The organism is Ectothiorhodospira sp. BSL-9 (assembly GCF_001632845.1).
GTDB lineage: Bacteria > Pseudomonadota > Gammaproteobacteria > Ectothiorhodospirales > Ectothiorhodospiraceae > Ectothiorhodospira.
This window is the reverse complement of record NZ_CP011994.1, coordinates 2,856,834-2,869,490: the sequence shown is the minus strand read 5'-3', so window position 1 is coordinate 2,869,490 and position 12,657 is coordinate 2,856,834. Positions and strand designations below refer to the sequence as shown.

Sequence of the window (12,657 nt, the reverse complement as noted above, 5' to 3'; positions counted from 1 at the left end):
GAACGAAAAAAATTTCGTTGAATCTACTACATCCAGGCAGGTTTTGGCTTCTATTTCGGTGTCTTCCCCACTTAATTTTCAAGGAAATCATAACGCTGGGGGTTCTCGGGGGTATCGCTGGCCTGAATGGGTCACTCTCCGCGCAATGAATTCAGTTGTTGCACTGCACAAAAAACTGCGCTATGCTGCAACGCAACAAGGTCAGGAATTCACCTGCCTTAACCACAGAAAGACAGGAGATTTGCCATGTACAACGATATCTTTGTCAGTGCCCAAGAGCAGTTTGACAAGCTGGCGGCTCCGGCACGCAAGTTCAACAATGTCACCCTTGACCATATGGCCAAGCTGGTGGACTACCAGATCAGCATGTTCCGCAGCTACTCCGAAGTAGCCATCGAGCAGATGCGTGCCATGCAGACCGTTAGCGATTCGCAGAGTCTTCAGGCCTATGTGAGCGCCCAAAGCGAGGCTGCCAAGTCCCTGAGCGAAAAGGTCGCCAAGGACACCACCGAGCTGGTCGAACTGCAGCGCGGTTATGCTGAAGAAGTGCAGAAGCTGGGTGAAGAGAGTGTTGCCACCGTCTCCAACCTGGACGCTGCCAAGAAGAGCGCCGCCCGCAAGAGCGCCTGAGCTTCTGAAGGCTGAATAATCCGACGCCCCTTTACGGGCATCGGGACAAAAAACGCCCCCACTCGGGTCTTCCGGGTGGGGGCGTTTTTTTGTCCCGATGAAACGTCCGGTGGTCTAGGTTCTGTCTGAAAAGTGATTTTGCTAAGTTTTTACCATGATGAATCTGTACAGGAGGACTCATGGCAGAGCGGTACGAGCTTTCCGATGCAGAGTGGGAGCTGGTCAAGGATATCGTATCAACACCACAGCGCATGGGGCGTCCCCGGCGTGATGATCGCCAGATGCTCAATGGTATCTTCTGGATTCTGTGCAGCGGCGCCAAGTGGCGTGATCTGCCGGAACGATTTGGCCCGTGGAAAACTGTGTACGACCGCTTCCGGACCTGGCGGGATGACGGGACTTTCGAGGCGGTACTGGCGCGCCTGCATTTACGGCTTCGCGAGGATGGCCTGATGGATCTGGGGACCTGGATGCTTGATTCGACATCGACTCGCGCTACTCGAGCCGCCTCTGGAGGCGGTAAAAAGGGGGGTCTGAAGAACCCGTAGACCATGCCCTGGGGCGCAGTCGAGGCGGCCTGACCACCAAGATCCACCTGGTGTGCGACGGCTGTGGGCACCCGCTGGCGTTCGAGTTGTCGCCGGGTCAGCATGCGGACTCCCGATGGTTCACGACAGTGATGGAATGTGTTCATTTGCCCGGACCTGTGGGTCGCCCAGTAAAACGCTGTGATCACATCGTGGCCGACAAGGGTTATGACAGTGACGCGCTCCGACGATACTGTGATCGCTACGGCATGAAGCCAGTGATTGCCAGCCGGAAGATGCACAGACGGCCGCGTCGTGGCCGGAGTCGGGGCTTTGATAAGGCACGCTATCGACAACGAAATATTGTGGAGCGCCTTTTTGGCTGGATGAAGGAAATGCGGCGTATAGGCACTCGATACGACAAGCTTGCCAAGAGCTTTCGAGCCATGGTTTGTCTCGCATGTGTTGTCCTTTGCTTCCGATCATACTTTTCAGACAGAACCTAGCGCGCCGGCACCGGGCTGCCACTGCTGCGATGCATCTGGAAGAACACACCTTCCCAGACAGTCATCAGCGTATCCTCATCCTTGACGAAAAGCGTACTGCCCCGCTCCAGTGGGTTGTCATAACAGGTGATCTCAATCCGGGTGATGTCGTCATCCGCCAAACCCACCTGGCCCGGTTCCACCCCGAAGTCCTCCATGAATGTCTCGGCATCCAGGGGCTGGTGCTCGTAGCGGGGCTTCAGGCACTGCATGTCCTCGAAACGGGCAATATGCCGCGTGTAGACAGCGCGGGCGCCCAGCATGCGCTCGGCCTCTTCCGGGGACATTTCGGAGGTGTCCGGCGCGGAGAAGTTGTCCACGTCCCATACACCATGGTGGAGGGTATCCCCGTCGTGGCGGTCACAGGCCCCCAGGATCAGTACCAGACCCAGTAACCACAGTGACTTGAATCGGTAAAGTGATTTTTTTTCAGCAACCTGCACGCCCTTGTTTCTCCATCTTGTGAACCCATTTCTGTCTTGCTGCATCGTTCATCCCCTCAACCATCCCAATCAGGTTCTCGCGCATGGGGCCAATGCCCGCAAAGCCGAGGATATTGTGTTCAAAGCTTCTCAATCCATGTGCCCGGTAATACCAGCGGTAGATCAGGGCCGGCATGGCCATGGTGACCACGATCCGGGCGGATTTGCCCTTGAGTACCCCCTTACCCAGTTCATTGACGGCAAACCCGGGACGGAAGGCCTGCTCAAGAAACCCCTTGAGTAATGCGGGCATGGTACCCATCCAGATCGGATAAATGAACACCAGGTGTTCGGCATCGGCCAGGGCGCTCTGGGCCTGGGCGATATCATCGGGAACCGGACCGCCGTGAAATTCTGCCCGGCTACGCAGGAGTGGGAACTCCAATTGTGCCACGTCGATGACCTGTATCGCATGTCCTGATTGTGCCGCGCCCCGAAGGTAGGCATCGGCCAGGGCGTGGCAGAAGTGCCCGCCTTGCGGATCCGGATGCCCCTGGATCAACGTGATGTGTTTCACCTGAGCCACGCCCCTGGTTGCCGTGTCGCTGAAGATTAGCAGATTGGAGGTGGAGTGGTTCTCAATCCCGCAACCAACAGGGATTACTGTTAATATGAACAGTAATCCTTGCCGGCCTCCTGCCGGTTCAAGGCGCATCCTTGTCCGTGACGATCATGTCCCAATGCCCCGCGCCCTATGCCGAACTCCAGTGCCTGTCCAACTTCAGTTTCCTCAGGGGGGCCTCGCACCCGGAGGAACTGGTGGCCCGTGCCGCCGATCTGGGATATGAGGCCCTGGCGCTCACGGATATTGCCTCCCTGGCCGGAGTGGTGCGTGCCCACGGTGCGGCCGGGGAACATGGGATACCACTCATCATAGGGAGTCAGGTGGACGTGGACTGCCGGTTCACCCTGATCCTCCTGGCCGCCACGAAGAACGGTTACGAAAACCTCTCCACCCTGATCACCCGGGGGCGGCGGCGGGCCCACAAGGGGACCTATCAACTCCACCGGCCGGATATAGCCTCCCATGCCGAGGGGTTGCTGGCCCTGTGGGTGCCCCCCCTGCCTTTGGACTCATCCAGAGAGGCAGGCGATACCTGCGGCATTGCGGGTTGGCTGCATGAGCATTTCCCCGAGCGTGCCTGGATAGCTGCTTCCCTGCACCGGGATGGACAGGATCGGCGTCGGCGCGAGGCCCTGGAGGCCCTGTCCCGGGAGACCGGCCTGCCCCTGGTGGCCACTGGCGATGTGCATATGCATGTCCGGGGGCGTCGGGCCCTCCAGGATACCCTCACCGCCATCCGCCTGGGTCGACCCCTGGCGCAGGTGGGGGAAGCCCTGTTTCCCAATGGTGAGCGCCATCTGCGCACCCGACAGGCCCTGGCCCGACTCTATCCGCGCCCCTGGCTGGAACGCACCGTGGAGATCGCCCGGCGTTGTCGGTTTTCCCTGGATGAACTGCGGTATGAATATCCCCTGGACGATGTGCCCAAGGGCCTGGCACCGGATCGGTATCTCAAGGGGCTGGTGGAGGATGGCATGGCCCGTCACTGGCCGGAAGGGGCGCCGGTCAAGGTGCGTCACCTGGTGGATCACGAACTGGCGGTGATCCGTGACATGGGCTACGAGCCCTATTTTCTCACCGTACACGACATTGTCCGTTTCGCCCGGGAGCGGGGCATCCTGTGCCAGGGGCGAGGGTCGGCGGCCAATTCCGCCGTGTGCTTCTGTCTTGGGATCACCTCGGTGGATCCCGCCCATTCGGAGATGCTGTTCGAGCGCTTCATCTCCCGGGAACGCAATGAGCCCCCGGATATCGATGTGGATTTCGAACACGAGCGGCGCGAGGAGGTGATCCAGTACATCTACACCCGCTATGGTCGCGACCGGGCCGCCCTGGCGGCCACCGTGATCACCTATCGACGCCGCAGCGCCATCCGGGATCTGGGCAAGGCCCTGGGGCTCTCCCAGGCGCAGGTGGACCGACTGGCCACCAACATGGCCTGGTGGGAATCGGGGGTGGACGAGGATCGGGTGCGCGAGGCGGGCCTGGACCCGCACAGCGCCATCATGCGCCGTCTGGTGGCCCTGGTGGAACAGATCCGTGGGTTTCCCAGGCATCTGTCCCAGCATGTGGGGGGCTTTGTGATCTCCCGGAGGCCCCTGTCACATCTGGTGCCCCTGGAGAATGCCGCCATGGAGGATCGCACCATCATCCAGTGGGACAAGGACGACCTGGATGTCGTGGGCCTGCTCAAGATCGATGTCCTGGCCCTGGGGATGCTCTCTGCGGTCCGACGCAGTTTCGATCTCATACAGGCCTACCGGGGGAAGCGCCTGACCCTGGCCTCCGTGCCCCGGGAGGACCCGGCGGTGTACCACATGATCCAGCAGGCCGACACGGTGGGGGTGTTCCAGATCGAGTCCCGGGCGCAGATGAGCATGCTGCCGCGCCTCAAGCCCGCCTGTTTCTATGACCTGGTGATCGAGGTGGCCATCGTCCGGCCCGGCCCCATCCAGGGGGAGATGGTGCACCCCTATCTGCGCCGTCGACAGGGTCTGGAGCCGGTGACCTACCCCAGCCCCCAGGTAAGGCAGGTATTGGAGCGCACCCTGGGGGTGCCCCTGTTCCAGGAGCAGGTGATCAAGCTGGCCATGGTGGCGGCCGGGTTCAGTGCCGGCGAGGCCGATGGACTGCGCCGTGCCATCGGGGCCTGGCGGCGCAAGGGCACCCTGGACCGTTTTCGGGCGCGGCTACTGGAAGGCATGGAGGCGCGTGGCTATGACCCGGCCTTCGCCCAGCAGATCTATCAGCAAATCCTGGGGTTTGGCGAATATGGTTTTCCCGAATCCCACGCCGCCAGCTTTGCCCTGATCGCCTACGTGTCTGCCTGGCTGAAATACCATGAGCCGACGGCGTTTACCGCGGCCTTGCTCAACAGTCAGCCCATGGGTTTCTACGGGCCTTCACAGTTGATCCAGGATGCCCGGCGGCACGGTGTGCAGGTGTTGCCGGTGGATGTGTGCGCCAGCGACTGGGATTGCACCCTCGTCCCTCTCGACGACGAGCTGGGGCATGGCCCCGAGGACATCCCCCCACCTGCCCTGCGCCTGGGTTTGCGCCTGATTCGTGGGCTTTCACGGGCTGCTGCTGATCGCATCGTGGACGCGCGCCGGGTGCGTTCCTTCGCGGCGGCAACGGATCTGTCCCACCGTGCCCAGCTCCATCGCAAGGACATGGACACCCTGGCCGCCGCCGGTGCCCTGGCATCCCTGAGTGGCCACCGGCATCGTGCCCGATGGGCGGCCCTGGCCACGGAAACGCCCCTGCCACTGCTGGCGGATGCCTGCGTGCGGGAGGCAGAACCCCTGTTGCGGATGCCCAGCGAAGGCGAGGACCTGGTGGCGGACCATGCCAGTCAGGGCCTGTCCCTGGGGCGTCATCCCCTGGCGCTGCTTCGCGAGCGGCTGGCGGCGCTGGGTCCGGCCACGGCCCAGTCCCTGCGGGCCCTCCCCCAACGGCGTCAGGTTCGCTATGTGGGGCTGGTCATCACCCGCCAGCACCCCTCATCCGCCAGTGGCACCGTCTTTCTCACCCTGGAGGACGAGACAGGCACGGTGAACATCATCGTCTGGCCGGCCCTGGTCACCCGTTTCCGGGCAGAGGTGCTGCAAGGACGCCTGCTGGAGGTGCGGGGGGAGTGGCAGCAGGAGGATGGGGTCTGTCATCTGGTGGCCCGGCATCTGACGGATCGCAGTGCCTGGCTCGGTGAATTGCCCACGGACTCCCGGGACTTCTGCTGAGGGGATAAGCCCTTGACTCTCATGCCTCACGGCAGCCCTTCTCCCCCGAGGGGGAGAAGGGAGTGTTTGTAGCTGAACCTTGGTTCTTTCACGTTAAGGGTCTTCCCTGGGTGGGTCGGCGCGCAGGGCCAGTTTGTTCATCAGACGCTCCCGGCGGCGCTGGTGTGCCTCGCCCGCAGGGAGACCACGGGCACACTCCAGGGCGGCCCGCAGGTCGCGACGTACGTGCTCATGGTACTTGGCCAGGGCTTCCAGGGCAGCCACGCAGCCCCGCGCGGACAGTGCATCCCAGAGCTTCAGGGCCTCCGGGTCGCGTCCCTCACGGCGCAGCAGGTCCGCCATGAACAGCAGGCCCCTTTCATCCAGGTCCTCGCGACCCTGATGCAGCACCGCCAGGGCCCGTTCTTGCTGCCCGGCCTTCAAATGCCCCTTCGCCACCGCCACAGGGTCAGCGCCAAAGGCCTCCGGCGCACCATGAGCCTGATCCAGGGCCGGACACAGGGCGGCCAGAGAGACCAGGTCCCAGCAGTTATGGGTGAGCACGCCCGGCAGACGGTGGGCATCCCCGCCACGCAGATAATCCATCCAGGCCAGGGGCGCCTCTGCCCCGGGCAGGTCATGGAGACGCCCGAATCCCAATAACTTCTGCTCCACCGTGATCAGACGGCAGTCGGGCCAGCGCCGGCGGAACAGCCGTCGTACCGGGTACAGCAGGTCCAGGTGTCCAAGCCGGGAAAACGGATCATCCACGCCGGCCAGGCGGGCACGGGTGAGCAGCAGGGGCAGGTCGAAACACTTGCCGTTGTAAGTGACCAGGGTATGGGCACCGGTCAGGAAGTCGGTGGCCTGATGCAGCATGCCCGCCTCCCCGGCAAACCGGGTCAGCATGAACTGGCGTACATGCAGGTGATCCCCTTCCACCCGGGCCAGGCCCAGCATGAACACGGCGGTGCCGGTGCCCCCGGCCAGGCCCGTGGTCTCCGTATCCAGAAAGATCAGTCCATGCGGATCTGCCCCCCGGGCCTCGGGTAGGTGCATCTGCTCTCCCAGCAGGGCCGACAGTGGAAACCGGCCGTGGGACGTGTCCAGCGGCCAGTATTGCGAACAGCCGAGCACGCCCGGCGCCACGAACTGGGCGCCCAGTCGGTCGGCGAGGGCCTGATCCGCGTCTGCATGAGAAGGGGGATGGGCCTCCCGGCGGGGCCGCAGGCGTTGTACGCGCTCGGCGACCGAGGGTTTGCCATGGGGCACCCCTTCCTGGGCGGGCGCCTCAGCGCTGCGCCCCCTGAGTCGATCCAGGCGCTGGCGCAGGTTCACGGGGCGTCGCCAAACAGGCCGAGCACCCTGAGGGCCGCGGCCTTGGGGGAATAGCCCCGGATCTCATCCGAGGCCAGGATGGGGCCGATACAGGCCGGACAGCCATGGGTGCACTCGCACTGGCCCACCAGACCGAGGGCATCGTGGACCACCGCCATGCGCTGATCAAACAGCGGCGCCGACAGGCCGACCCCACCGGGGAAGTTGTCGTAGAGGAACACGGCGGGACGGAAGCGCCCCTGGGCATCCGGGGACTTCTCCTCGCCCTGCTCGTCGCGGATCTGGCCGCGACCATGGCTGCCCACGGTGGCAAACCACCGGGCATCACCATCGCCCACGGCGCGTCCCAGATCCCCGGTCTCCGACATCATGCGCAGGGCAGCTACATGGTGCATGGCATAGGCGGCCCCCAGGAACCCATCCAGGGCCTCCTGGCGGGAGTCGAAGCGGGCCTCCAGGGTCTGGGGCGCCAGCTCCCACCAGACCGCCGTGGTGTGCATCTCCTGATCCGGGAGATTGATTTCACCAAAGCCAATGTTTTCATGGGTGTAGTAGCGAATTTTCTTGTAACCAGGAATCCGCCGCACCACATGCACCTCGCCATGGGTGCAGGTGGATTCCTGGTGACGGGCGCGATCAAAATCATCCAGGATCTTGAGCCGGGTGTAGTCGATGGCGTCGGTGTAATAATCCACCCGGGTCTCCTGCACATAGGCCTTGCGACCCACCCAGTCCAGTCGCTCCACCTGGTAGGGGCTGGCCTGGACCATGTAGATGGCGCCCTCGTACAGGGTCATGGGGGCCGCAGAAAAGTCCACCTCGGCGATGATCTGCCTGCCGCCGCCGGTGGCATCCACCACCACGAAGTTGTCTTCGGCCACGGAGCGCAGGCTGACACTGTTGGCCGGATAGCTGTCGGCGCTCCAGTACCACTGATCCCCTTCCCGGTGCAGCACGCCCTCCTCCTCCAGGTAACCCAGCAGCTCTTCCAGCGATTCCTCCCCGAAGCGCTCACCCTGGCGAAACGGCAGTTCGAAGGCGGCGCAGCGCACATGGTCCAGCAGAATCAGCAACTGATCCGGGTCGATGCGCGCGTGTTCCGGCCCGGAGCCCAGGAAGAACTCCGGATTACGCACGATGAACTGATCCAGGGGATCGCTGCCGGCCACCAGCACGCCCAGGGCTGGGCGCTGGCGGCGCCCGGCCCGCCCCAGCCGCTGCCAGGAACCGGCAATGGTGCCCGGGTAGCCATTGAGCACGCATACATCCAGGCTGCCGATGTCCACACCCAGCTCCAGGGCCGAGGTGCTGATCACGCAGTCCACCTTGCCCGCCCGTAGATCCTTCTCCGTGGCGCGGCGCTGGGTGGGCAGGTAGCCACCCCGGTAGGCGGTCACACGGGGCGGACGTCGCGGGTCCTTGTCGAAGACATCCTTGAGGTACTTGGTGAGCACTTCCACCATTAGCCGGGAGCGGGCAAAGACGATGTTCTTCAGCCCCATGCGCGTCGCCAGTCGTGCAATGCGGGTGCTCTGGGAGCGGCTCGAGGCGCGGATGCCCAGATCCGGATTGATCACCGGCGGGTTCCATAGCAGCAGATGGCGTTCGCCTCGCGGCGCCCCGCTTTGATCCACGGTGCTCACCGCCTCGCCGATCAGGCGGGTGGCCAGCTCCCCCGGGTTGGCGATGGTGGCCGAGGCCATGATGAAACGGGGACGGACCCCATAAAAGCGACAGATCCGCTGCAGGCGCCGCATCAGGTTGGCCACGTGGGCCCCGAAGACGCCACGATAGGTATGGGTCTCGTCGATGACCACATATTCCAGGTTCTCGAAGAACTGCGCCCACTTGGTGTGATGGGGCAGGATGCCCTGATGCAGCATGTCCGGGTTGGAGACGACGATATCCCCCCGGGTGCGCACCGCCTTGCGTGCATCTCCGGGGGTGTCACCATCGAAGGTGAAGGCGCGAATGCCCAGGTCGCCTCCCTCGTTCAGGGCCTGTACCTCGGCCACCTGGTCCTGGGACAGGGCCTTGGTGGGAAACAGGTACAGGGCCTTGACGCCCCGCTCCAGCACCGCCTGCATCACCGGCAGGTGGAAGCACAGGCTCTTGCCTGAGGCGGTGGGGGTGACCAGCACCAGGTGCTCACCGGCCCGGACACGTTGCCAGGCCTCGGCCTGGTGGGTGTAGAGGCGGGTGATGCCCCGGGCCTCCAGGGCCTTTTTCAGGCGAGGGTCCAGCTCGTCGGGGATGGGGGCGTATTGCCCGGGCTGGGCCGGCAGGATCAGTTCACCGGTGATGCACCCTTTGTAACGCCTGCGCAGTTGCCCGGCCAGACGCAATACCGGATCGACGGTATCCGTCGTCGGGGAGCCTGGGGCGGAGGATGCCGGCGGGTGCTGGGAGCGGGGGTGGGCCATGGCCTGAGTGTAATCAGAGGCTGTATATAATGCCATATAAGCATGAACCCTCTGCCAGGCTCGGGCGGCCCGCATGGTTTCTTGACCGGGCGTTTCCAGAAGCGCCCGGGTGCTGTTCCACGTGGCACTCCTGCGGTTGGCCGGCAATGACGGCGCTAAGCTGATGAAAAGTCACACCCGGGGGCGCCAGCTCAGGTCATGGTTGAAGTGGGGCTTGCAAGCCCTTGATTCATCGCAGTTAACGCATGAAGTCACTTCAAGGTTTACGCCATAACTGACTAATATCCAACATTGAAACCATGATTCACCGGTCCGGCGCCCTCCCCCAGGCGGCGGGCCGAGCGCAGGGCTTCGAACAGGTATTTTTGCGCCTGCAACACGGCCTCGCGGACGGTAAGCCCGTGGGCCAGACCGGCGGCCACGGCGCTGGCCAGGGTGCAGCCCGTACCGTTGTTGCATCGGGTATCCAGACGGGTGCTGGTGAACACTTCCACCCCTTCAGCCGAGGCCAGGCAATCGCTGATCATCTCCCCCTGCTGGTGGCCACCCTTGAGCAGCACATACTCTGGGCCCAGGGCCCGTAATGCCATGGCCGCTTCCCGCATGGCCTCTACCCCGCTGATCGACCGGCCCAGCAACACCTCTGCCTCGGGCAGATTGGGGGTGAGCACCTTTGCACGGGGCAGCAGCACCGACCGCAAATGGCCGACGGCGTCATCACTGATCAACTGATCCCCGCTCTTGGCCACCATCACCGGGTCCACCACCACATGCACGTGAGCAGCCCGGGCCTCCAGTTCGGCCACCACAGCATCGATGACCGCCCGGTCCTGGAGCATTCCGGTCTTGATGCAGTCGGCGCCGATGTCCTCAAGCACCACCCGTATCTGCTCGCGGACGAAGTCCACGGGGACGGCATGCACGCCTTGCACCCCCAGGGTGTTCTGGGCCGTCAGGGCGGTGATGGCGGTACAGGCATGGCCGCCCAACGCCATGATGGTCTTGAGGTCTGCCTGAATACCTGCCCCGCCCCCAGAGTCAGAGCCGGCTACAACCAGTACCCGTGCGTTGCCAAATCGATCCAATGCGGTGCTCCTCGATAATGTTCTGGCTCAGGAATGGATTCCAAACCGTGACGGATACTCCGGCCGCTGACCCTGCTAATGCGGACAGTATAGATGTTATCTGTAATACCAGTGACCTTAGCTTACGTCCTCATGTCTTTTCATAACTTACCATAGGACACCCACTTTGTTATTGACTCCCACCCACCATCCCACTAAGCTCACCCCATGACCCAACCCCGCGCCTCGCAAATCTGCCTTGATGACACGCCCTGGTATCACGTGGTGTCCCGCTGCGTGCGGCGGGCGTTTCTCTGTGGGCAGGATTCGGTCACCGGCAACGACTATGAGCACCGACGCGGGTGGATAGAGGACCGCGCCCTGGGGCTGGCTTCCGTGTTTGCCATCGATGTGGCCGCCTACGCGGTCATGAGCAACCACTACCACCTGGTATTGCGGGTGGATGCCCAGCGGTCGAGGCGCTGGAATGACCGGGAGGTACTGTCCCGCTGGACGCGCCTGTTCAGCGGCCCGGAGGTGGTGCAGCGCTATCTTTCGGATGCCCGGGAGACGCTTTCGGCGGCGGAGGTGGCTCGTGCCGAAGAATATGCCGACGAGTACCGCGGCCGGTTGCATGATCTTTCCTGGTTCATGCGGGTCTTGAACGAGTCCATTGCTCGCCGTGCCAACGCGGAGGACAAGGTGCGGGGGCGGTTCTGGGAGGGGCGTTTCAAGAGTCAGGCACTGCTGGACGAGCAGGCGTTGCTGGCCGCCATGAGCTATGTGGATCTGAATCCGATTCGGGCAGGGGTGTGTGAAGGCCTGGAGGACAGCACGTACACCGCCATCTGCCGCAGGTTGAGTCAACCTCAGGAAGAGAGCATGGCCACCCGGGTGGGTGATGCGCCGCCCGAGCGCGAGGATGCCCCCCCTCCCCTCCTTCACAAAGCCAATACGAACGCCCCCATGAACCCGGCCATCATCAGTGGCATCTTCAATAGCGAGGTCCTGCGTGAGGAGAGTGTGCTGCGTTCGCTGCAGCCGGCTCCGCTGATGCCTTTTGACGGCACGGGGCGATTCGAGGCGGGTATCCCCTTCTCATGGCCGGATTATGTGGAACTGACGCAAACCCTGGGCCGCTGCGTTCACCCCACCAAACGGGGACGCATACCGGAAGGCACGCCAAAGCTGCTGCAGCGCCTGGGAATGGGAACTGAGGCCTTTATCGCCCACGCTTTCGATCTGTTCCATTCCTTTGGATCGGCCATCGGGGCACCGGCGAGCCTGGTGGATCTGGCGGCGCGAAGACAGTGTCGGTATCTGCGGGGTATCCGGACTGCTCGGGACATATTCGGGCAGCAGGCGGCCGGTTAGGGGTCTTAATGTCGAGGTGATGTCTTTGTTGTCGACCGGAGGCCGACTGACAACTTCCCATCAGTCGTCTATAAAAGACGGGGGAAGCGGCTTTTGCGTGGCTGCCTGCCTTCAAGGAAGAAAATGATTGCCGTCACAACGGATTTATTCAGGAGATGAGGAGATAATAATATGAGTGTTTACAAGGTAATAGAGTTGATTGGAACCAGTGAAAAGTCCTGGGAGGATGCAGCTCAGCAGGCGGTGGCCAAGGCGCGCTCAAGCCTGCGGGAACTCCGAATCGTGGAGGTGAACAAACTGGACATCAAGCTGGATGACCAGGGGAATATAGCTGCCTACCGGGCCAGGCTGAACGTATCCTTCAAGTACGACAACTAGGATTTTTCGTGGCGTGGGGGGGCACCTCCGCGCCCAGCCCCCGGGGCATGGCGCCAACACAAGGGGGGTTGGGAGCAGGCGATGGCCTTTTCAAGCCCGGCCCCTCCCTCAAG

Annotated in this window: 10 protein-coding genes; 5 read left to right on the top strand and 5 right to left on the bottom strand. The window is 63.0% G+C overall.

From position 1 onward, the window contains the following. Nucleotides 1–246: 246 nt before the first annotated feature. Both ECTOBSL9_RS13375 and ECTOBSL9_RS16690 read left to right on the top strand, forming a co-directional pair. On the top strand, nucleotides 247–630 hold the full coding sequence (locus ECTOBSL9_RS13375; RefSeq protein WP_025281694.1) for a phasin family protein: 384 nt from the start codon (nucleotides 247–249) through the stop codon (nucleotides 628–630). Between the two features lie 179 nt (nucleotides 631–809). Continuing rightward, nucleotides 810–1,663, top strand: a protein-coding gene (locus ECTOBSL9_RS16690; RefSeq protein WP_156500131.1) for an IS5 family transposase whose coding sequence is annotated in 2 segments (ribosomal slippage) — nucleotides 810–1,164 and nucleotides 1,164–1,663 — 855 coding nt in all. Because the reading frame shifts where the segments join, the coding sequence is not laid out codon by codon here. On the opposite strand, the gene ECTOBSL9_RS13365 is transcribed toward ECTOBSL9_RS16690, so the two are convergent. After that, on the bottom strand, nucleotides 1,660–2,145 hold the full coding sequence (locus tag ECTOBSL9_RS13365; protein ID WP_063465457.1) for a hypothetical protein: 486 nt from the start codon (nucleotides 2,143–2,145) through the stop codon (nucleotides 1,660–1,662). The two genes, ECTOBSL9_RS16690 and ECTOBSL9_RS13365, sit on opposite strands and share 4 nt — an antisense overlap. Beyond that, on the bottom strand, nucleotides 2,132–2,701 hold the full coding sequence (locus tag ECTOBSL9_RS13360) for an NAD(P)H-dependent oxidoreductase (RefSeq protein ID WP_205631970.1): 570 nt from the start codon (nucleotides 2,699–2,701) through the stop codon (nucleotides 2,132–2,134). The genes ECTOBSL9_RS13365 and ECTOBSL9_RS13360 overlap by 14 nt, the downstream gene beginning before the upstream one ends. Nucleotides 2,702–2,856: 155 nt before the next feature. Between ECTOBSL9_RS13360 and ECTOBSL9_RS13355 the strand changes: the two genes are divergently transcribed. Further along, nucleotides 2,857–5,988 carry an error-prone DNA polymerase gene (locus ECTOBSL9_RS13355; RefSeq protein ID WP_063466204.1) on the top strand — a complete coding sequence of 1,044 codons (3,132 nt, stop codon included), beginning with the start codon at nucleotides 2,857–2,859 and terminating at the stop codon, nucleotides 5,986–5,988. Nucleotides 5,989–6,081: 93 nt separating this feature from the next. Here the strand turns inward: ECTOBSL9_RS13355 and ECTOBSL9_RS13350 are convergent, their stop codons facing one another. The 3 genes from ECTOBSL9_RS13350 to thiD form a co-directional block, all read right to left on the bottom strand. Then, nucleotides 6,082–7,305 (bottom strand): ribonuclease H-like domain-containing protein, encoded by a 1,224-nt coding sequence (locus ECTOBSL9_RS13350; RefSeq protein WP_063465456.1) that lies wholly within the window; start codon nucleotides 7,303–7,305, stop codon nucleotides 6,082–6,084. Further along, entirely contained in the window at nucleotides 7,302–9,764 is a 2,463-nt protein-coding gene (locus tag ECTOBSL9_RS13345; RefSeq protein WP_240480988.1) for a DEAD/DEAH box helicase, read from the bottom strand. Before ECTOBSL9_RS13345 ends, ECTOBSL9_RS13350 begins: the two co-directional genes overlap by 4 nt. Before the next feature lie 242 nt (nucleotides 9,765–10,006). Then, nucleotides 10,007–10,813, bottom strand: a complete 807-nt coding sequence (thiD, locus tag ECTOBSL9_RS13340) for a bifunctional hydroxymethylpyrimidine kinase/phosphomethylpyrimidine kinase (protein WP_063465454.1) — start codon at nucleotides 10,811–10,813, stop codon at nucleotides 10,007–10,009. A 207-nt stretch (nucleotides 10,814–11,020) separates the two neighbouring features. On the opposite strand from thiD, the gene ECTOBSL9_RS13335 reads away from it, so the two are divergent. Then, a complete protein-coding gene (locus ECTOBSL9_RS13335; RefSeq protein ID WP_063465453.1) occupies nucleotides 11,021–12,166 on the top strand; it encodes a transposase in 1,146 nt (381 codons plus the stop codon). A 171-nt stretch (nucleotides 12,167–12,337) separates the two neighbouring features. Further along, nucleotides 12,338–12,544, top strand: a complete 207-nt coding sequence (locus ECTOBSL9_RS13330) for a dodecin family protein (RefSeq protein ID WP_063465452.1) — start codon at nucleotides 12,338–12,340, stop codon at nucleotides 12,542–12,544. Nucleotides 12,545–12,657 lie beyond the last annotated feature (113 nt).

What these genes read in the sequence shown, in the direction of transcription:
- ECTOBSL9_RS13375 (WP_025281694.1), top strand. Translation starts at nt 247, where the DNA reads ATGTACAACGATATCTTTGTCAGTGCCCAAGAGCAGTTTGACAAGCTG.
- ECTOBSL9_RS13355 (WP_063466204.1), top strand. Translation starts at nt 2,857, where the DNA reads ATGTCCCAATGCCCCGCGCCCTATGCCGAACTCCAGTGCCTGTCCAAC.
- ECTOBSL9_RS13345 (WP_240480988.1), bottom strand. Translation starts at nt 9,764, where the DNA reads ATGGCATTATATACAGCCTCTGATTACACTCAGGCCATGGCCCACCCC.
- ECTOBSL9_RS13335 (WP_063465453.1), top strand. Translation starts at nt 11,021, where the DNA reads ATGACCCAACCCCGCGCCTCGCAAATCTGCCTTGATGACACGCCCTGG.
- ECTOBSL9_RS13330 (WP_063465452.1), top strand. Translation starts at nt 12,338, where the DNA reads ATGAGTGTTTACAAGGTAATAGAGTTGATTGGAACCAGTGAAAAGTCC.